This window comes from Gelidibacter mesophilus DSM 14095 (assembly GCF_000423005.1).
In the GTDB taxonomy this organism is placed as follows: domain Bacteria; phylum Bacteroidota; class Bacteroidia; order Flavobacteriales; family Flavobacteriaceae; genus Gelidibacter; species Gelidibacter mesophilus.
Map to the genome: position 1 here is coordinate 58,231 of NZ_AUHD01000015.1, position 20,184 is coordinate 78,414.

Below are 20,184 nucleotides of genomic sequence, written 5' to 3' on the forward strand. Positions count from 1 at the left end.
TAATAGTTGATTTTAAAGTTACTGGCTCTAATAAAAGAAATCATTCATTATTTGGAATCATAAAATTATAATGCCACCCTCCTAGATTGAATGGTGGCAATAATTTAAGTTGAGTTCACGATTTTAAAAAATATCACAAGCCATACCCCTCCTTCGGAGGGACAAGGGGAGGAATTACAATTCCTTAATCTTAATATTTTTGAACCAAACGTCGTCGCCATGGTCTTGTAAACCAATATAACCTTCGTTGGCTACATCTGCCCAATCTTCATTCAAGCTAGGGAATTTACTTCCCGCCACCAAGGCGTTCCACTCAGGCGTCCATAGATGATATTCGACAACATTGACGCCGTTTTGTTTATGCACAACAGTACCATTGTAAACGGTAATTTCAACTTGGTTCCATTCACCAACAGGTTTAGCATTTTGTGGTTTTGCGGGAATCAAATCGTATAATGATCCTGCTCGTCTATTGCCATCTTTCCCTAGTTTTGCATCTGGATGCTTATCATTATCCAATACTTGCATTTCAGGTGCTGTTTTCCAAATATAATCGAGGTCTTCCTGGCCTAAATAAAAGATGCCAGAGTTGCCCCCCTCAGATATTTTCCATTCTAAGCTCAAAGTGAAGTTTTTGAATTTTTTATCATAGATAATATCACCACCATCCTTACTGCCTGCTTCACCTCGTCCTGATCCTATACAATGGATGGTACCATCTACAATTTTCCAAGCTTCAGGAAAATGATCTTTTTTATACCCGCGCCATCCTTCTGAAGAGGTACCGTCAAAAAGCACGATCCAATCATCCTTGTCTTCATTTTTGTCCATAGTCTCAGTTTCTATTTCGGTAATTTTTTCAGTTTTATCTTTTTCTTCTTTACAGCTAGATACCAAAGGCATCAGTACCAAACTAAATATTACAAGTGCACTTAATTTTTTCATTGGTTTACTCTTTTTAAATTTATTGATTACTATTTATTTTAAATCCTAACTTGTTCTTTTTTAAGAAGGCATATCTGGTAACGACCAACCGTCTCTATAGGTGTGTTTAATAAGCTCTTGAGAATAAGCAACTGCATTCATCGGTTCAGTCCAGTCTTTATCAAATGTTGGATGTCCTTCTTTAATCTTAAATCCATCTTTGATAACCGTTCTAATCTCTTCATTGGCACCAATATTTGTAAATTTCATATTTTGACCATCCCATTCCAAAATCTTATTTAATGCCTGAAGCCTCACGGCCAATACACCCATAACTACCATTTCATTAAAAGGTCCAGCTTCTGCAAAATCAGAAGTTGTAGGTGTTCTACTGTTCGGGTTTTCTTTACATGCACGCACCCAATCCATTTCGTGCGCACCGCTTTTCCATGACATTCCTAGCTCCTCTTCTACTCTTCTTTCTGTTTTAGGGGCAGAAATTGATTTTCCAGACAATAATTCAGGTTCAATCCCATAACAACCTACATGAAGAATATCTTTTGTTCCGTAGAAAAATGTGCCTCCACCGGACTTATTTGGATCTTTGCCTGCTGGCCAATTAGATGGCAATGTAGGCTTGATTCCGCCATCATACCAATGCACATCCACTTCACCTAAATTAATTTTACCCTTTTTCGCTTCTCTTGAAGGAAAAGTATATTTTACGGATTGAGCTACCGGGGCAGAATCATTTAATAATAATGACGAACTCGCTTGCACCTTACTAGGATAACCTAATTGAAGACCTTCAAATACAGGATGCAAAATATGGCAGGCCATATCACCCAAAGCACCAGTGCCATAATCCCACCAGCCGCGCCAATTCCATGGGTGATACACCTCATTATAAGGTCTCATTTTTGCTGGACCGGTAAATAAATCCCAGTCTAAAGTATCCGGAACCCAATCGCCGCGTTCTGGTGTATTTAATCCCTGTGGCCATATTGGTCGATCTGTAAACGATTCAACTCTTGTCACATCGCCAATGGCACCACTCCATAAAATTTCACAAGTTTTTGCAACGCCTTCTCCTGAGGCACCTTGATTGCCCATTTGGGTGGCCACATTATGTTTCTTAGCCAGTTTCGTCAATAGCCGAGACTCATAAACTGAATGCGTTAGAGGTTTTTGTAAAAACACATGTTTACCCATAGTCATCGCATGTGCTGCTGTAACAGCATGCGTATGGTCAGCGGTCGCAATTACAACGGCGTCGATGTCTTTGCCCATTTCTTCATACATTTTACGCCAATCCCAGTATTTTTTTGCGTTCGGAAAAGTGGTGCCTGCAGCTTTGGCATATTTCCAATCCACATCGCAAAGTGCAACGATATTTTGTGAAGAAAGGTTTTTAAGATTCGTAAGCCCCATCCCGCCAACACCAATCCCGGCGATATTCAATTTATCACTAGGTGCTACATGGCCCAAACCACTCACCGCATAAGACGGGATGATACTAAAAGCAGCCGTGGCAGCCATGGACATGCCTACGAATTTTCTTCTGGAAATTGTATTCTCTTTATTAGTTTTACTCATAATCAATAAATATTAAGATGTATTTAGTTGGAGAGGGTTCTCCCTATTTTCAATAAAAGATCTCTTGTTAATTCAATGCCTTTCTCTTCACTGACATTGCTACCTTCAAATTCTACCCCCACAAAACCAGTGTAACCAGCGTCTTTTACAATTTTCAGAAAGCGAGGATAGTCAAGCGTCGTTTCATTGCCTTGATCGTCAAAGTCATAAGACTTGGCACTAACGCCCTTGGCATATGGCATCATTTCTTCGGTACCTTTATATTTATCATATTCTTCAATACAATTTCCTCCCCAATTTCCACCACTATCACGTTTCACACAAAAATTACCAAAGTCAGGTAGCGTGCCACAATTATCCATGTCTACATTTTTCATGACTTGGACCAAAAGGCCTGCATGGGAAGAAAGTCCACCGTGATTTTCAACAATGATATTGATATTTTTAGTTTGACCGTATGCTGCCAATAATTTTAATCCTAGCGTGGCATTTGCAATCCATTCCTCTTCATTATTAGAACCAAATAAATTAACTCGAATAGAATGACAACCTAAATACGCCGCAGCATCTACCCACTTTTTATGATTTTCAACCGCCTGAATTCTCTCTTTTTCTTCAGATGCCGCCAAATTACCTTCACCATCAATCATAATCAAAACATTGTCAACACCATGTTCTTCACTTTTGGCTTTTAAAGCTTCTTGAAGCGCTTCCATCCCCATAGATTCAATCTGTTTGCTATAAAGCCCAGATACATATTCAATGCCCTCAAAGCCCATTTCTTTGGCTTTTTCGGCAAAGTCCAATGGATCTAAAATACCGTCTCCAATGGTTCTGTGCAAGGACCACTGCGCGAGTGATAACTTAAAAAAGGGCTCCTTTTCTTCATCTGATACTTGCGCAATGTCAGACTTCGCTGTATTTTCTTTACATCCAACGAAAACAGTCGTCATAATAAAAAATAAACATAAAGAGATAAAATTCTTTTTGGTCATAATAATTTTGGTTTAATTAGTTTCATAATAAAGAAGGATGAATTTACTAAAGTTTCATCAGAATTTCACTAATTTGATTAAGTTTAGGGATTATTAATATTCAACATCAAAATAATTACGGCTATTTTCCCTAATTTGGTAGGTTATAATAGTTGGTAAATTGAACAAACAACATGATAAAAGAACATTATGACGCTATCGTCATTGGAACCGGAATTAGCGGTGGTTGGGCAGCCAAAGAACTGTGTGAGAATGGCTTAAAGACCTTAGTTCTTGAAAGAGGACGAATGGTCAAACATGGCGATTACCCGACCATGCATGATGAGGCTTGGGATTTGGAATTGCGCGGAGGAACTACAGTAGAAGAAAAAGGAAGACAGGAAAAACAAGCCAGAACCGGCTATACCGTTGCTGCACAAAGCAAACATTGGTTTGTGGATGATATTAAGCATCCTTACAATGAAACCAAGCGCTTTGATTGGATGCGTGGGTATCACGTTGGCGGACGGTCTCTTACCTGGGGACGTCAGAGTTACCGTTTAAGCGATTTAGATTTCACAGCCAATATTACAGATGGTCATGGGGTTGATTGGCCCATACGTTATAATGATCTCGCCCCTTGGTACGACTATGTAGAAAAACATATTGGCGTCAGTGGTGAAGCCCTCGGCATACCACATTTGCCAGATAGTCTCTTCACCCCTCCCATGGAACTGACCTGTGTGGAAAAAGAATTTAAAGACAAATTGGCGAGCAATTACGAGGACAGATTATTAACTATAGGACGGGTTGCTCATCTTACTGGAGATTATAAACGTAAAGGCAGAAGCAATTGCCAATTTAGAAATAGATGCATTAGAGGTTGTCCTTATGGCGCCTATTTTAGCAGTAATGCGTCAACATTACCAGCTGCCGAAGATACCGGCAACATGACTTTAAGACCAAACTCCATTGTCCATGAAATTATTTATGATGATCAACTAAAAAAAGCCACTGGCGTTAAAGTTATTGATGCTGAAACCAAAGAAACCTTCATCTTTAATGCAGATATCATCTTTTGTTGTGCTTCTGCAATACCTTCAGCATCCATATTAATGCAATCTAAATCTGAACGGTTTCCAAACGGTTTGGGCAACGATTCCGGTGAGTTGGGACATAATATTATGGACCATCATTTAGGTGCAGGTGCCAATGCCAGAGTAGAAGGTTACGAAGATCAATATTACAAAGGAAGACGGCCAAATGGTGTCTATATTCCGAGATTTAGAAATTTAGGTGATGACGCTACCAAACGCAAAGATTTTGTAAGAGGCTACGGTTATCAAGGTGGCGGTGGCCGAGGCGGAATGTCAGAACACGTAGCGGAAATTGCCTATGGTGAAAAATTTAAAGAAGCCATTTTAGAACCGGGAGAATGGACCATGGGAATTATGGGCTTTGGGGAATGTTTACCCTACCATGACAATAAAATGACCTTGGATTATGATAAGTTGGATGATTGGGGCTTACCTACCGTTACCTTTGATGCCGAATGGAAAGAAAACGAATTGATAATGCGGGAAGACATTAAACAGCAAGCAGCAGAAATGCTGGAAAAAGCAGGTTTTAAAGACATTACAACCTATGATGTAAGACATGCCCCAGGCATTGGCATTCATGAAATGGGTACCGCGCGTATGGGCAGAGATCCAAAAACTTCGGTGCTTAATGCCAACAATCAGGTGCATGGTGTACCCAATGTATATGTTACGGATGGAGCTTGTATGACTTCGGCAGGATGTCAAAATCCGTCATTGACCTATATGGCATTGACCGCCAGAGCCGCAAAACATGCCGTTGAACAATTCAAATCAAATAAAGCGTAGTTATGAATAGAAGAGACGCACTAAAAGGCTTGGGATTATCATTAGGCTATGTCATTGCAACACCTACCTTAATAAGCATGCTTCAAAGTTGTAGTACGACAGCAGAAAAATGGGTCCCTATATTCCACACTGAAAAGCAAGCTTATGTATTACAGAATTTAGTGGACTTGATTTTACCTAAAACGAAAGACACTCCGGGAGCATTGGACGTTAATGTACCACAGTTTATTGATCTATATGTATCAAAAGCCTCGACCGATGAAGATAAGGCCATCTACAATTTGGGTCTTGATGCGGTTATGGATGAGTTGGGCATTCTACAAGAAACACCTGAAACTGAGCCAATAGATCTAAAACCGGAAGATTTTGATGCTATCTTAGCAAAATACCTGAGAGTTTCAAAAGAACAACGACTAGCGCATATAAAGGAGGAAAACATCGTCTTCATGACCCTCTTGAGAATACGTGATCAAACTGTTTGGGCCTATAAAACAAGTAAGGAAATTGGCAAGGAAGTTTTGGTTTATGATCCTGTTCCAGGGATACAAAAAGGATGCATCTCTGTGGCAGAGGCTACAGGAGGAAAAGCTTGGACGTTATAAAAATTGGCGCCATTAAACTATCGCAAAAAATCAATCGACAAGAAAAATAGAACTATTTTAAACTCACATCCATGTATAAAAGTATCAGCCATATTGTAATGGTCTTAATGGCAATAATGATTGTTAGCTGCAAATCAAAACCTGAAGTCGAAAAAACCGACGCCAATATTGAAGAAAAAGCTACTGAAAACTGGGTTTCCTTATTTAATGGGAAAGATTTAGACGGATGGACACCAAAAATTAAAGGCTATGATCTTGGAGAAAATCTTCACAATACCTTTCGCGTTGAAGATGGTGTGATTAAAGTTAATTATGATGGGTACGACGGTAAGTTCAATGATGCCTTTGGACATCTCTTCTATAAAACACCATTTTCAAATTATAGATTAAAAATGGAATACCGGTTTACAGGAGACCAAATTAAAGATGGTGCTGGCTGGGCCACCAGAAACAGCGGCGTTATGATCCACTGTCAAGCGCCCGAAAAGATGGCTAAAAACCAAAGTTTCCCATTGAGTATTGAAGTACAAATGTTAGGTGGCATTACTGAAGGCGTGAACAGATCTACCGCAAATTTATGTACCCCAGGCACCAACGTGGTTATGGATGGCGAATTGTTTACAGAGCATTGTACAAATTCTACTTCTGAAACTTATCATGGAGAGCAATGGGTGCACTTAGAAGTAGAAGTATATAGTGATTCTTTGATCATCCATAAGGTCAACGGGAAAGAAGTATTGCGATATTCACAGCCGCAATATGGTGGTGCCGATATGAATGACTATGGCGCAGAATACAAATCCAAAATAGGCGAAACCATAAAAGGAGGGTATATCTCCCTACAAAGTGAAAGCCACCCGACGGAATTTAGAAATATTGAATTATTGGAGTTATAGAAAATCACCTAAAAATCGATGGTTATCAGGGGTATATTGCATCTTTATATGTAGCACCACGATTCTCCGATGACATGTTCCTTCTCTGGAGCTCTTAAAATTTCAAATATTTTCTACAAAGATGACGCTTCTATGGAGCTGAAAGGCAATATTGGGAGACCAAGTATTTTTAATTAAAGTGAATTCTCTAAAAAATGAAAACCCAGATTTCCGTCTGGGTTTTTCAGTGACCGTGGTTGGACTTAGATCCATTCTGGCAAAACAGGCCAAAGGATGTTAAGTTTATTGTGACAAAAACATTTTCAAGTACATTTTAATTCATTGCAATATCGGGACAAATGTTTTCTATTGGGGTTTCTACATATTTAAAATTTCATTTCTATTTTATGGTCCAATTGCTAGCTTATTCAAAAGTTAAGCTTAAACTCCTATTTCCTCCGTTTTCAGAGGTCGGAATTATTAAATACCCCGCATCGGAATCCTTGATGTATTCTACTGAAAAGTCCTTGAGGTCTTCTTTATTTAATTTTGAAAGATGAGGGATATAAACCACCGTAGGCGAATTATTATCGTTACTTTCTTCCCATTCCATAGTAAAAGTGCCTGTTTCAAAATTATTGTGATAATTTATTAATTTACCGTTTGTAAAAGCAGGATAGGCCCTCAACAATACTTTTTGGAAAAATGCCATAGTATCAAGCTCATGCGAATAGGACCAATAGGCATGGCCAAATAAATGCGCTTCAATAAGATTCATAGAACTTATCGCAGTAGGAATTACAGATTCAGAATTGTCGTAATAAGCGCCCCACTCTCCTACCCAAACCGGCATTTTTAACTCTTCGCCTTTTTTATTGATTTGGTCAAATATATAGGCTACGCGTGCCGTTGCAGCCAAAGCAGCTGCTTCTGTATCCACCACCAAATCATAGCCATGTGCTGCATAAGCCACTAAAGGATCAGGGCTGCCGTCAGCTAAAGTTACGCATTCAATACTACTGGCCACGCCTGTATTGCCATAATAACTATGTTCTAAAAACAAAATGTGATTGGTATCCACTTCACGAATGGCGTTACTTACCTTTTGATACATGGGTTGTAGATTTGTAGTTTCAAACGCATGCACCAAATCGAAAAGCTGGCTGATTACAAAATCATAATTCTCTGTTGTAGAAATCACTTCAAGGGCTTCCATTCGGCTGGCATCATCCATCCACATCGCACCCAATTGTTCTTCTGTAAGGACTTCGCCCGTTAATTTATAATGCAATTGCCCATACGCACCCAACAACACCATTGTGGATTGCACTCCTGAAGACCCTGGAAATGGCTCATTCATAATATCATAGCCAATAACCGTTTTATTATCAGCATAGCGTTTGGCTATATGTTGCCATAAGTTTGCATAATGATCTTGCAGGCCAATCCCATCTGATGCCGGTTTATTAAGCCAAAAATTATCAAACGACGTTTGTACCGCTTCACTCATCAAATAGCCATCGCTCCAAACCGCACCTGTTGTATGTGGTTTTCCTTCATCTAAAGTTGCCCATTCCGGGGCCCCATCACTATATTTTACGCTATAAAGATCTTGGTGCATATCTAATACCACAAAAATATCATTCGCCGCTGCCCATGCGATTCTCTGGTCTATTTCCTTTAAATAATCTTCGTTATAGACGCCCGGTTCAGGTTCTAATCCATCCCAAATAATAAGGAATCGAATGGTGTTGACCCCTTGCTTTTTTAATTTGGCATAAAGTTCTGGGCCACTTTGAAAAATATAACCGTCCTGTTTATTTTTGCTGCCCACATTCACACCATTCAAAATGACCTGTCTGCCGTAGTCATCAACAAACTGATTACCTTTTACAGTAATGGAACTTGGTAAAATGGTATTATCAACTGCGGTTTTAGTGTTGTTTTTACAACTTGCAAGGACCACAGCGATGACTAACAAAACCACTAATTTTTGAAATTTCTTCATTTTTATCTGTTGTAATATTTCTAAAATAAATGTTTGATTTTCTTAACGAAGCTCATCGGCATAGTATACGGTGGATACCGAAGTGGTGCATCAAACCAATTGGCTTTTTTAATTATGGCTTTATGATGCGAAAAAATATCAAAGGAAATTTTGCCATGGTAGGCGCCAATACCACTATGTCCTACGCCACCAAAAGGTAGTTTTTTATTGGTAATTTGAATAACAGTATCGTTAATAGCGCCACCACCAAAACTATAGGTGTCAATTATTTTTTTCTGAAATTTTTTATCATTGGAAAACACATAAGTAGCCAAGGGTTTGCCATAATTCATAATATGCCTATCAATATCGGCATCCGTTGAATAGGAAATAATGGGTAGAATTGGCCCGAAAATTTCTCCTGCCATTAACTTACTATCTAATCAAGGTTCGTTTACCAAGGTTGGTGCTAGGTAATTGTCTGTATCATTGCTATGGCCTCCAAAAAGAATCTCCTGCCCTACCAACATGTCTTTCAAACCTGAATAATGCTTTTGGCTCACAGTTCTGGAAAAATCTAAGGAGGCTTCGATGTTTTCGCCATAACAAGCGGTAATATTTTCTTTTAATGCTTTGATTAATTTGTCCTTTACCTTTTCGTGCACCAAAATATAATCTGAGGCGATACACGTTTGTCCTGCATTTAAAAATTTCCCCCAAACAATGCGCTTTGCTGCCAACCCAATAGATGCAGTAGCATCAACAATGCACGGGTTTTTTCCGCCCAATTCTAAGGTCACCGGTGTTAAATGTTTGGCCGCACTCTCGTAAACAATTTTACCAACATGGGTACTTCCTGTAAAAAAGATATAATCCCATTTTTCGGCCAACAGGTCTTGCGACACCTCAACACCACCTTCAACAACTGTCACATGGGCAGGGTCAAAAACTGCTTTGATTATTTCTGAAACAATCGCTGCCGTATGTGTGGTTACCTCTGCTGGCTTTACAACGGCGGTATTACCAGCAGCAATTGCACCGATTAATGGTGCAATTGCCAATTGAAAAGGATAGTTCCACGGTGCAATGATCAACACCGCTCCATAAGGTTCTTTATAAATATAATCCGAAGATGGCCAGTTCATCCAACTCGCTGAGACGCTTTCTGGGCTTGCCCAACTCTCCATGTTTTTTAGGACATACTTCAATTCAGCCAATACAAACTGGGTCTCAGCGGCCAAGGTTTCAAACTTTGGTTTTTTAAAATCGGCATATAAGGCATCACAAATAGCATCCTCACGTTTAACAATTTCCTCTTGTAAACGCTTTAGTGTTTTTTTGCGGAACGACACATCCTTTGTTTGTTGTGCCTGAAAAAAATCAATTTGTTTTTGCAGTATTTCCTTTACCATGAGATATTCGTTTACTTCAATTTATAAAATTACCAATTCTTATTTGCCAATTTTAAATCTTGGCTCAAATGGATCAACTCGATTTATCACATCGGAATTTCTTAACATATTCAGTGACTTTAATCTATCACGACCTATCAAAATCATTTTGAATTTAAGAAAGTGGCTCTCAACATTCCCGAATTTTTGGGGCAATCGAAAACCACTTGATCTCAGGGGATATATTATGAGTTGAACTATTTAAAAAATTCTGGGTTATACTTTATAAGGCCTCCAATGACAAATGGAACAATAATGTTGGCTTGTCATATACCGAAGGTTCTGTATGAATTCCTATGGCTATGTTCATACTTTTTGCCGTAATTTCCTTTAAAATCACCAATATTTCCATGTCCTTAAAACCAAGATATTCACCTAAAATCAGACGCTTTTTGTTTTTGAAATTTACAGGTCCTTCAGCAGCATCTACTGTAAAATCGCCTTCAAAAAGTTCCCAAGTAGCATCTGCAATGGGGGTGTAAATAACATTTGCCAGGGGTACACTCTGTGGATCATAAGAGACCGCAGTAATGTTTTCGCCATGCATGATGCTTGCATAAACTAACCCCATTAAACTTTGATCATCTTTGTTATCCACATTATAAGTACCATCATGCACAAACGTAAAGGTGTCCTCATAAGAAGCTCCTAATCCTACAGCATCCAAAAGATTATCAAATGCCGGAAGGAACAGGTTTAATTTATCATCTACCGGACCAGCGCCTTCTTTACCTGAGGTATAGGCTTTTTTCAATCGCCATGATTTTCCTTCGGGTTTTGCCTGACCACCGGTAAGTAAAATCTCTAAAGATTCTTCTATCGTTACAGTCTTTGTTTCAGTAAAGGAACCGTTCGATCCTGTAACGGTCATGACCACTGTATATTCTCCTGCGGCAGCATAGGCATATACCGGGTCTTCTTCAGTGCTCGTAGATCCGTCGCCAAAATCCCAAGTAATTGAAATCGCATTTTCAACGGTGCCATTAAAGGTTACTTGCGTACCTTCTACCAAAAACTGAAAATCAGCTAAAGCATGGTTTTCTTCATCTTTACTACAGCCTAAGAAGAGCATTGTGAGCAATACTACACTCCATATTTTTATATTTTTCATCTCTATATGTTTTTGTTGATCTTACCTATTGGCATTGAAACCTTTCTAATAAGGATAGAAATTACACAAATGCCCATTTTATATTTAGCTATTTTGAAAATTTAATTCTTATCCCACCACACTGGGGTATCAATTTTATTAGCGCCTTGTCTAGAAATAGCCCCCAAAACATTGTCTTTATTTGAACTTAATTCAAAACTAGAATACAGGAATCGTGTTGGTAAAACACCATTAGTAACGCCTTGAGATAAATTAGGAGCTGTCCTATCGGCAATAACTGGGTACCCTGTGCGTCTAATGTGCGACCATCCTTCAAAATAATTGGGCACAAGTGCCAACCACATCTGAGTTCCTATCTGTAGTTCATCATTGCTACCTGTTAACGAAGCGGCTGGGCTACTCATAAAAGCGGTAACTTCTGACGCAACTATTTCCCATTGATTCAATGAGGTTTCAATCCCTTTTCTAAATAAAGTATTGGCTTGAGCTGGGTCATTAGCATATGCCAATGCCGCTTCTGCTCTTAATAACCAAACTTCTGATGCGGTCATAATATATAATTTACTTTCTTTTGAAGACAACGCTATGCCCATATCTGATTTTGTAGAAAAATTAGAATTACCAAATGCGGTATCGTCCAAGCCATTGGTCATTCCACTATAGGCCCCATTGCCATCTTTACTTACAAATACAGACAACCTTGGGTCGTCAGTGCTTTGCAATTGATCTATTAGCAGGGTTGACATTTTAATGGATGGAAATCCTGTGCGCATGGTAAACCATGCGTTTCCGTTGCCTTCTGTTTCAATCATAAATGCATTGTGATCATTAGTTTCCATAAGCGGTTCTGTCAAACATTGTGTAACAACTTGTCGTGATAACGCATTGTCAGCAACGCTCAAACGCATTGCCAGTCTCATACGTACACTATTTGCAAAACGCACCCATTTGTTCAAATCGTTATTAAAAATAGGATCAGAATTAGGATAGCCCATAGCTGGATCTGCAGTTTTCAAAATTGCGATACTCGCCGATAAACTAGTAATCATTTCCTTATAGATCAAATCTTGCGAATCATATTTAGGACTGATAATTCCTTCTGTTTTCCCTTTTCCGCCTTCTGTAAACGGTATTTCTCCAAACGCATCTGTAAGTTTTGCATACCCAAGTACTGCAATTACATAGGCAATGGAATGACGCACCTCATTTTTGGTATCTCCAGTGGAAGTAATGTCTAAGACTTCTTCTATATGTCTGATCACTCCCCCATACATGCCTGAAAACATACTGTTGTATTGACTGTCAAAACCGTCGCCATATTGGTCGGGAAGTCGTGCTGTACTCCCTGCCATAAAGTAATGGCCATACTGTCCGCCAAATCGTGAAACGGACTCATCCGTTGTGCCTTGAAACAAGCTTCTTACTGCCTTTGTAAACAATGCCGCATCATCAATTGAGGTGACCGCATTAGGGTTTTCTCTTAAATCGTCTAAATGATCCTGGCACGAAAAAGATAGCGCCATCACAACCATTATGACTAATATAGGTCTCATTTTATTTTTTATATTTTTCATAATCATCAGGATTAAAAGTTGATTTTTAAATTAAGGCCATAACTTCTGGTGGAAGGCAACGAGGAATGTTCTAGTGCCGCTCCAGTTGGATCGCTACTATATCCGGCTTCCGGATCAATATCTCCAGCGGCGTTATGAAAAAAGAATAAATTTCTTCCGATCGCAGAGATACTCCCTGATTGGATGAATGAATTTTTTACCAAAGAAGTAGGGAAATAATAGGTTAGAATTAATTCTTTGAACTTTACATTACTGGCATCTAAAATTTGATCGGTAGCAATTTCATTGGTAAAGATATTTGAATACTGATTTAACATGGCCATGGTAGGTGTCTCGTTAACAAACCCTGTATTTTCATTTATACCATCTACAATGACTCCAGTCTCTCTTCCTTCCAAACTACGGGCATCCGTACCAAAAAACATTCTGTAAGCCCGTCCATAAGAATAGAATTCACCTCCTTCTTGAATACTTATTAAGGCACTGACTGAAAAGTTTTTGTATTTTAATCGTGTCGTAATACCTCCATACCAATCTGGTGTAATACTTCCTAATTTAATGCGCTCTCCTTTTTGGGCTACGCCATCATCGGTAATTAATTTTCTTCCAAAATTATCCCTTAAAAAATCGTAACCATAGATACTACCAAACTCTTCTCCTGGTCGCGCTTCAACTGACACGGCATTAAGTGAGTTTAATGTTATACTTTCCAAACCTTCATTTAGAGACTCTACTATCGAATTGCTTTTTGTAAAATTAAAACCAAGATTCCATTCAAAATTATCAGTTACAATTGGGACTGAGTTTAACTGAAATTCATAGCCTTTACTTGAAATTACCCCAGCGTTAACAACCTTGGAGGAATAGCCGGATCCTCCTGAAATAGGCACAGCCATAATCTGATCTTTTGTTTTTGTTTCATAGTAGGTGAAATCCAATTGCAAGCGGTTATCAAAAAATCCAAGTTCAGTACCTACTTCCCAAGACTCTGAAGTTTCAGGTCTCAAATCAAAGGATGGCAAACTCGACGGAATTGAACCTACCGTATATGGCAAGGTTACCGTTTGGTCCACATTGTAAACGGCTTGCGTTCTGTAAGGACTGGTATCATTACCTACCACCGCAAAAGAGCCTCTCAACTTTCCTTTGTTAAAAGTGTTGGACTCTATCCCGAACAATTTTGAGAACAATAAACTCATGTTTTCTGAGTGGTACCAATAGGAATTATTTTCCTTAGGCAACGCTGATGAATTATCATTTCTTAAGGTCGCATCAAAATAAAGAAAGCCTCTATAACTAAACTGTCCTAATCCATAAAAAGAATACACGCCCTTTTCTGAAATGCCTTCTGAACTATAAGAATTCTTATAATTACTAATGCGATACAAATTATCTACCTTAGCATCATTCCCAGAAATATTCACATAACTACTATATTCATCTCTATAGCTCGACCCCAAACTAAGGGTCATTCTAACATCAGAAATATTCGTATTATAGGTTGCTAAGACGTCAGAATTCCATACGCGACTTTTGCCGCTATCATGCCCGTAATTACCAAGCCCATTACTTTGATATTGTGATCCTCTTGCGGCATAATTTGTATAATCATAGACGATATAATCCATACCTGATTTTGCTGTTATGGTGAAATTATGGGCCACATCCCAGTTTGCAGAAACAATTCCCTGAAAACGGTCTTTTTCGTCAATATTCTTCACATTATTTTGAGACCAATATGGATTATTGAACGTGTTATCAAGATTCCACTTAATTTCTTGGCCATTGGCATCTACCGTATTATTTTCAACATCACTCAATCGGATATCTCGAGGCATTAAGGACAATTGCAAAGCGGTGTTGGCTCCGTCCTCGGCCAATCCTGGTCTGTTTTTGACTTTAGAGGTGAGGTAGGTCATTTTACCATCAATACTAAATTTTTCGGTCAAATTTGATTTTCCTCTGATATTAATCGTCTGTTTTGACAAAGTATTATCTTCAATAATTCCCCGCCTGTTTTCATCAGTTATAGACATTCTAAAGGATCCCTTTTCTGATTGGCCTTCAAAAGCAACAGAATTGGAAGCAGAATAGCCATTTTGATAAAACTGTTCGTATGGATTACCATGTGCTGAATACGTGTCTGGTTGGCCTAACCAATTTGTATAGGCCTGGCCTTCCATTCTGGGGCCCCAACTCCATGAAAATGGATAATCCAAAATCGGTCTTCCATCTGCACCAATAGGAGCAAAATCACCAAAAGCACCCGACCCATATTCATTTTGCAAATCTGGGGTTAGAGCAACTTATGTAAATGAAAATGAAGAATTTAGCGAAACACCAATTCCCTTTCTTTTACCACCGGATTTGGTAGTCACCAAAATCACACCATGCATCCCTAACGACCCATATGCCGCTGCTGCACCTGCGCCTTTTAAAACACTGATGGATTCAACATCATCTGGGTTGATATCTGAAAGTGCATCACCTCGATCTACGCCACCCCATTGTGAACCGCCACCCGAATCATTACTGATTGGAATTCCGTCAACTACAACTAATGGTCGGTTAGAGCCGTTAATAGTGGTCACGCCTCTCAATAAAATTCGACTCGATCCGTCAACTCCGGTGTTTCCTTGACTAATTTGAAGTCCTGAAACCTTCCCCGAAAGTGAGTTCATCACGTTGTTTTCTTTAGCCATATTGACTTCTTCAGCAGAAACCTGCGACACCGAATACCCAAGTGATTCTTTATCCCTTTGAATATTCAAAGCGGTTATTACAACTTCATCCATTTGTTGCGCATCAGTTTCAAGCAACACATTGATGGTACTTTGATTACTGACCAATATTTCTTGTGGCTTGTACCCTAGATATGAAAACACCAAAAGATCAGTGTCGTTGACGCCAGATATTTCATAGTTACCGTCAAAATCTGTCGTAACCCCTTTGCTGGTATTTTTCACTACTATAGTTACCCCAATGAGCGGCATGTTCGTATCCTTTTCCAGCACTTGGCCCGAAATGGTCTTTTGTGCAAATGAATTTATGGAAAATCCAACCAGCATAGCAATTAAGAAAAATTTGTTCATAAATTTTTGGTTTGATTAATTAGCGTTTAGTATGATTAATGGTTCATTGTCAAGATGTATTCAGCAACTGCCATTTTAGCGGCATCCGATAAATAATCTTGTGGTGGCATTTCCGGATAATCTTCCCGAAGGTTCAAAGGCTTGGTAATATAGTTTACAATCCCCTGTGGGTTATCCACATAAATCTCTTTGATAATTTGAGTATCCACACCAATTAATGTGGTGCCATAAGCATGACAGCCTGCACAAACCCCATAATAAGTAATCTCTCCCAATTCTGCATCTGTCACTGACCGTGGTGGTACAGGAGCGTTGAGCATAAACGTTTTGATATCTTTTGTGTCCTCTATTTCTGGCTGACCATAATCACCCAACCCAAAGGTGCGATATCTATTTTTATCTCTGATTGTACTCCCTGTTCCGCCTCCATAGGCAAAAATATCAGGTCCTTTTGTATCCAATTGGCTCAGCATAATGGCTTTTATTTCTCCAGTAGGGTCGTTACCATTATCAAACATGATATTGTCCAAGATGACCACTCTGTCAGGATTTCCTTCCGCATTGGGATCATTTGCCTTTGGATCTCCAGTTGCTAAATCTACGATGGTGATTCCTGTATTTTTATTTCCGGTAATAATATTATTTTCAACGATAACGTCATCTGCAGCCATGATAAGGATACCTGTTCCTGGTGGTATGCTGGCCACTGTAGATCCGGGAGCTCCAAAATTCTCATGGTTATTATTGACCACAAAATTATTTCTAAAGATGATGTTGAAGGCCGTTTTAATGGGAAGCCCCGGTGTAATAAAAGCCAATAGACCACCTGTATTATTGTGCACATAATTATTCTCAACCAAACAGTGTCTGGAGTTTTCAATTTCTATTCCTGCCACACTATCGAACACCTCATTATGAAGCACGTCAATATTATCACACATCCCAACGTAAATGGCAGCGTCGGCAATTTTACTCAGCACATTATGCTCTATTAGTCCGTTTTTTCCAAACTGAGGAAAGATTCCGTAAACACCGGTATCAATAATCCAATTGTTTCGAATAATAAAATTATTACCAGCCTGGCCCATAATACCATTGCCTTTATAATTTATAATTTTGAAATTTTCTATTAATATTCCATTTCCAGAATAGAGAAAAGCATCATTTATTTCATGTTTTCCATTTAAAGTTGGCCACTCGCCCTTAATGACAACGCCTTGTAAACTAATATCATCTTTATCTATATACACGTTTTCTGAATAAGTACCTGGAAAAACACGAATCAAATCACCTGGTTTAGCCGTTTTCACAGCTTCCTGAATTGAACCCCCATTTTTGACTTCAATAATTTGTCCCGTAAATGCTTTGGCTTGGGCAACTTGGGTGGTGTCACCAGATATACCCACATTTCGATATTTCATTGTGGAAGGCATGGGAACGGTACTTTCTCCACTAGAGGATAAAAACGTCCTTCCCAAGAACATGCCCAGGACGAGCAGTAGAATACCGCCAATAATTTTAAATAAGGTTGCTTTCATGATTATGTTGAATTAAAGTTGGTTATAAAGTTGCTTTTAATCCTGAAGGCAAAGCATCAGGTATTTTTGGTAGAAAGGATTCATCACTTAATGTTTTAAGAAAATCGACAAGTCGGTCTAATTCATAATCACTCAACTGCGGCTCCCAAATATGCCAGTGTATATAGAGCTTCTCTCCTTTAGGCACGGCATGTCCACGACCCTGCGTGTAAAACTCAACGGCTTCTCTCATGGTTTCAAATTTTCCTGAATGCATATAAGGCGCCGTAAGGTCAATATTTCTGAGTGTGGGCACTTTAAAAGCACCGCGCATGGATTTATCATTAAAAGGTATTTCGGCACCAGGATCTAAGGGCAGTCCATCCGGTTCCGGAGTGCCAATAACCGCAAATTGCTGATTGGTAAAAAGTGGGGGCGTATGGCATTCCGCACATCGCGCTACAAAAGAGCGAAAAACATTCATTCCTTCAATTTCCTGATCATTTAATGCCTTGTGATACCCATGGGCATACTGATCATATTTGCTATTGAGGGACACTAAAGACGTTTGAAATGCAGCAAGTGCTTTGAAAATTTCATCGAGTTGTATCTCTTCCTGTTTGCCTCTTTCAGGATAGGCCTCAGCAAACAATCGTTTATAATTATCAATATTATTTAAGGTCCTTAATAAATTCTCAGGAGTATTTGCCATTTCGAGTTCTGAAAACAGGGTGATTTCCATCTGTTCTTCCAAACTGTTGGCACGCCCATCCCAAAACAGACGTGTCAAATATCCAACGTTCCATAATGTTGGTGCTGCTCTATCCAGTTTTATATGGTCCTTTCCTATACTGGTGGGCAACCCATCACCAAAACCTTTGTTTGGATCATGACAGGTAGCGCATGACATTGACCCATCAAGAGACAGTACAGGATCAAAAAACAAATACCGGCCTAAATCAATTTCTTGAGGCGTAAATCCATCCCGTATTTGAGGAAGTCCCGTTTGAAGACCGCCCACGCCCTGGTTATTTGGGGAATCGTATTGTTGGTAAAGGTTTTTGGACATACACTTATTATCTTCAATAAGTTTGAATCCGGGTGGACAATGGCAATTCAGCAGCGCTAAATCGGTGTAGCTTTCAGACCTGTCAGATGCGAAAAAAAAGAGCAAAAGACTAGAGACCAAAAGTCCCGTTAAACTTAAGATTATAATGATACCTTTATTTCCCATTTATACTTTTATTTTGGACAGATAAAGTTGAAGTAACTGTTAAATACGTTTTCATATTTTTCTATGAGCATCTCACCAACATTTGTTTTAAATGTCGAATTATGCACCGCTATGCCCTCAATCATACCAACTATTTGGTAGCTTAAAGTCCCAGGGTCGAGGTTTTTATGAACTTCGTTGTTTTGAATACCTTCAAAAACAATGGCTTGTATGCTTTGCGTATAGGCTTGCGCAGTTTCTCTAAATTGCTCTCTGAGTTCTGGGAAATTTTCACATTCAAGTTGAAAATGGAATAATCTTCGTATCGGATATTTAATTCCATTCTCTCCCACAGACTCCACCATGGTAAATAATCCCACCCCTCGCATATACACCTTTTGAATACGCTGTTTAAAGGTGAGCTCGTGAAATTCGGATTTATCGATAGTCAATTCTTTAAAAAAATATTGGTCAAGCACTGCAAACAATATGAGTTCCTTACTTTGAAAGTGGTGATAGATGCCTCCTTTTGAAAGTTTACTGGCTTCCATAATGTCTTTAATTGAAACCGACTGATATCCTTTTTTTAGAAAAAGTCCATATGCTGTTTGTAAAATCAAATCCTTACTAGGAATTTTATTTTCACTGCTTTCTTGATCTAATTTGATTGTCATAAATGTTTTTAGAGAGGATCTCATTTTCAATAAAAACCGACTAGTCGGTCGGTAAATATATAAAAAATAATATAATAACCTAGCATGGTGCAAAATAGAGTTCAAAAAAGATTTATAGAAAATCAAAAATCTACTTCTCAAAGAAACCAAGATAACTTAAATTCTACTTATTAAATCTAGCGTTTTATAAGTTTTTTACGATTTTGGAGTAAGTAAAAAGCGAAATTAAGTTGCGTTTCGGATTTTTATAGCACAAGAATAAAATTTTAGTAGACATTAGTCTGCGACCATTTTTTTGCTGTACAAGATTTAATTTGGTGACAAAAAAAAAGAAAATGTAATGATCATTTAGGTTTCTATACTGGAACATAGCTAAAGTTAAGGACACTATTGGATCATTCTCAAAAGTTGTGTGTGAATTGAAATAGAATTCTGATTTTTGTTTAAAAAACAAGCTTTGGACAACTATCTAGACCTATTGAAATTGATTCTTCCTGAATTTTTGATTGACCACTTCGACCTTGTGAAGAACACCAAGAACGGCGAAGTAATGCATCTCTATTTTGAAGAGCGAAACACCCCACCGAAAGAGCAGACTTCCAGGGTATTGATAGCACATGGTTTTCACAAAGAAGTAACCATCCAGGATTTTCCATTGCGCGGAAACACGGTATATCTACACGTAAAACGGCGCAGATGGCTGGATAA

Annotated in this window: 15 protein-coding genes and 1 pseudogene; 4 read left to right on the top strand and 12 right to left on the bottom strand. The window is 38.7% G+C overall.

Annotated features, from left to right (window positions below):
• Nucleotides 1-174: 174 nt before the first annotated feature.
• From G525_RS0115450 to G525_RS0115460, 3 genes are read right to left on the bottom strand one after another with little or no spacing between them, the layout of a single operon-like run.
• On the bottom strand, nucleotides 175-945 hold the full coding sequence (locus G525_RS0115450) for a 3-keto-disaccharide hydrolase (protein WP_035479870.1): 771 nt from the start codon (nucleotides 943-945) through the stop codon (nucleotides 175-177).
• Nucleotides 946-1,005: 60 nt separating this feature from the next.
• The gene (locus G525_RS0115455) at nucleotides 1,006-2,520 is read right to left on the bottom strand and encodes a Gfo/Idh/MocA family protein (RefSeq protein WP_027126964.1); all 1,515 of its coding nucleotides are present in this window, start codon (nucleotides 2,518-2,520) and stop codon (nucleotides 1,006-1,008) included.
• A 23-nt stretch (nucleotides 2,521-2,543) separates the two neighbouring features.
• The gene (locus G525_RS0115460; protein WP_027126965.1) at nucleotides 2,544-3,515 is read right to left on the bottom strand and encodes a sugar phosphate isomerase/epimerase family protein; all 972 of its coding nucleotides are present in this window, start codon (nucleotides 3,513-3,515) and stop codon (nucleotides 2,544-2,546) included.
• A gap of 173 nt (nucleotides 3,516-3,688) precedes the next feature.
• On the opposite strand from G525_RS0115460, the gene G525_RS0115465 reads away from it, so the two are divergent.
• From G525_RS0115465 to G525_RS0115475, 3 genes are all read left to right on the top strand, one after another.
• The gene (locus G525_RS0115465) at nucleotides 3,689-5,380 is read left to right on the top strand and encodes a GMC oxidoreductase (protein ID WP_035479873.1); all 1,692 of its coding nucleotides are present in this window, start codon (nucleotides 3,689-3,691) and stop codon (nucleotides 5,378-5,380) included.
• A 2-nt stretch (nucleotides 5,381-5,382) separates the two neighbouring features.
• Nucleotides 5,383-5,982, top strand: a complete 600-nt coding sequence (locus G525_RS0115470) for a gluconate 2-dehydrogenase subunit 3 family protein (RefSeq protein ID WP_027126967.1) — start codon at nucleotides 5,383-5,385, stop codon at nucleotides 5,980-5,982.
• A 71-nt stretch (nucleotides 5,983-6,053) separates the two neighbouring features.
• A complete protein-coding gene (locus G525_RS0115475; RefSeq protein ID WP_027126968.1) occupies nucleotides 6,054-6,878 on the top strand; it encodes a 3-keto-disaccharide hydrolase in 825 nt (274 codons plus the stop codon).
• Between the two features lie 403 nt (nucleotides 6,879-7,281).
• Here G525_RS0115475 and G525_RS21195 read toward each other — a convergent pair whose 3' ends face one another.
• From G525_RS21195 to G525_RS21885, 9 genes and pseudogenes are all read right to left on the bottom strand, one after another.
• A complete protein-coding gene (locus G525_RS21195) occupies nucleotides 7,282-8,865 on the bottom strand; it encodes a cellulase family glycosylhydrolase (RefSeq protein WP_051209971.1) in 1,584 nt (527 codons plus the stop codon).
• A gap of 20 nt (nucleotides 8,866-8,885) precedes the next feature.
• Nucleotides 8,886-10,256, bottom strand: a pseudogene (locus G525_RS21200) (aldehyde dehydrogenase).
• 262 nt (nucleotides 10,257-10,518) lie between these two features.
• Nucleotides 10,519-11,406 (bottom strand): PKD domain-containing protein, encoded by an 888-nt coding sequence (locus G525_RS0115495; protein ID WP_084647772.1) that lies wholly within the window; start codon nucleotides 11,404-11,406, stop codon nucleotides 10,519-10,521.
• A gap of 101 nt (nucleotides 11,407-11,507) precedes the next feature.
• Complete coding sequence (locus G525_RS0115505) at nucleotides 11,508-12,980, bottom strand: SusD/RagB family nutrient-binding outer membrane lipoprotein (RefSeq protein WP_027126970.1); 1,473 nt, start codon at nucleotides 12,978-12,980, stop codon at nucleotides 11,508-11,510.
• A gap of 11 nt (nucleotides 12,981-12,991) precedes the next feature.
• Nucleotides 12,992-15,268 (bottom strand): TonB-dependent receptor domain-containing protein, encoded by a 2,277-nt coding sequence (locus G525_RS0115510; RefSeq protein ID WP_027126971.1) that lies wholly within the window; start codon nucleotides 15,266-15,268, stop codon nucleotides 12,992-12,994.
• 18 nt (nucleotides 15,269-15,286) lie between these two features.
• Entirely contained in the window at nucleotides 15,287-16,072 is a 786-nt protein-coding gene (locus G525_RS0115515) for a carboxypeptidase-like regulatory domain-containing protein (RefSeq protein ID WP_084647774.1), read from the bottom strand.
• A gap of 35 nt (nucleotides 16,073-16,107) precedes the next feature.
• Entirely contained in the window at nucleotides 16,108-17,610 is a 1,503-nt protein-coding gene (locus G525_RS0115520; protein WP_027126973.1) for a parallel beta-helix domain-containing protein, read from the bottom strand.
• Nucleotides 17,611-17,632: 22 nt separating this feature from the next.
• Nucleotides 17,633-18,658: a cytochrome-c peroxidase gene (locus G525_RS0115525; RefSeq protein ID WP_245577808.1), complete on the bottom strand. Its 1,026-nt coding sequence runs from the start codon at nucleotides 18,656-18,658 to the stop codon at nucleotides 17,633-17,635.
• 173 nt (nucleotides 18,659-18,831) lie between these two features.
• The gene (locus G525_RS21885) at nucleotides 18,832-19,476 is read right to left on the bottom strand and encodes a TetR/AcrR family transcriptional regulator (RefSeq protein WP_051209972.1); all 645 of its coding nucleotides are present in this window, start codon (nucleotides 19,474-19,476) and stop codon (nucleotides 18,832-18,834) included.
• 439 nt (nucleotides 19,477-19,915) lie between these two features.
• On the opposite strand from G525_RS21885, the gene G525_RS0115535 reads away from it, so the two are divergent.
• A partial coding sequence (locus G525_RS0115535) for an ISAon1 family transposase N-terminal region protein (protein ID WP_051209944.1) occupies nucleotides 19,916-20,184 on the top strand: 269 nt, incomplete at its 3' end.

Coding starts and splice junctions, on each gene's coding strand:
- G525_RS0115475 (WP_027126968.1), top strand. CDS start 6,054: ATGTATAAAAGTATCAGCCATATTGTAATGGTCTTAATGGCAATAATG.
- G525_RS0115450 (WP_035479870.1), bottom strand. CDS start 945: ATGAAAAAATTAAGTGCACTTGTAATATTTAGTTTGGTACTGATGCCT.
- G525_RS0115505 (WP_027126970.1), bottom strand. CDS start 12,980: ATGAAAAATATAAAAAATAAAATGAGACCTATATTAGTCATAATGGTT.
- G525_RS21195 (WP_051209971.1), bottom strand. CDS start 8,865: ATGAAGAAATTTCAAAAATTAGTGGTTTTGTTAGTCATCGCTGTGGTC.
- G525_RS0115495 (WP_084647772.1), bottom strand. CDS start 11,406: ATGAAAAATATAAAAATATGGAGTGTAGTATTGCTCACAATGCTCTTC.
- G525_RS0115470 (WP_027126967.1), top strand. CDS start 5,383: ATGAATAGAAGAGACGCACTAAAAGGCTTGGGATTATCATTAGGCTAT.
- G525_RS0115455 (WP_027126964.1), bottom strand. CDS start 2,520: ATGAGTAAAACTAATAAAGAGAATACAATTTCCAGAAGAAAATTCGTA.
- G525_RS21885 (WP_051209972.1), bottom strand. CDS start 19,476: ATGACAATCAAATTAGATCAAGAAAGCAGTGAAAATAAAATTCCTAGT.
- G525_RS0115525 (WP_245577808.1), bottom strand. CDS start 18,658: ATGTCCAAAAACCTTTACCAACAATACGATTCCCCAAATAACCAGGGC.
- G525_RS0115520 (WP_027126973.1), bottom strand. CDS start 17,610: ATGAAAGCAACCTTATTTAAAATTATTGGCGGTATTCTACTGCTCGTC.
- G525_RS0115460 (WP_027126965.1), bottom strand. CDS start 3,515: ATGACCAAAAAGAATTTTATCTCTTTATGTTTATTTTTTATTATGACG.
- G525_RS0115465 (WP_035479873.1), top strand. CDS start 3,689: ATGATAAAAGAACATTATGACGCTATCGTCATTGGAACCGGAATTAGC.
- G525_RS0115515 (WP_084647774.1), bottom strand. CDS start 16,072: ATGAACAAATTTTTCTTAATTGCTATGCTGGTTGGATTTTCCATAAAT.